The following is a 263-nucleotide window of genomic DNA, read 5'->3' on the forward strand; positions in this document are numbered from 1 at the left end:
AGCCAATCCTAAGCAGTATCCTGCGCCTGCGCTTGCTATTGAAGCAATCGAAAAGCATGTCAATCTGCCTCGTGACAAAGCAATCGAAGTCGAAGCGACTTACTTTGCAAAAGCGGCGAAAACCCCACAAGCAGAAAGCTTGGTTGGTCTATTCTTAAACGATCAGTTGGTTAAGAAACTTGCTAAGCAGCACAGCAAGCAAGCACATGAAATCAATGAAGCGGCCGTACTTGGCGCGGGTATCATGGGCGGCGGTATCGCTT

At 48.7% G+C, this 263-nt stretch carries 1 pseudogene; it reads left to right on the forward strand.

Annotated elements, in window-relative coordinates:
• Positions 1-263: pseudogene (fadB, locus tag AAEZ05_RS29000) on the forward strand (fatty acid oxidation complex subunit alpha FadB); the annotation flags it as partial.

The organism is Pseudomonas sp. HY13-MNA-CIBAN-0226, from assembly GCF_040310305.1.
Lineage (GTDB): Bacteria > Pseudomonadota > Gammaproteobacteria > Pseudomonadales > Pseudomonadaceae > Aquipseudomonas > Aquipseudomonas gregormendelii.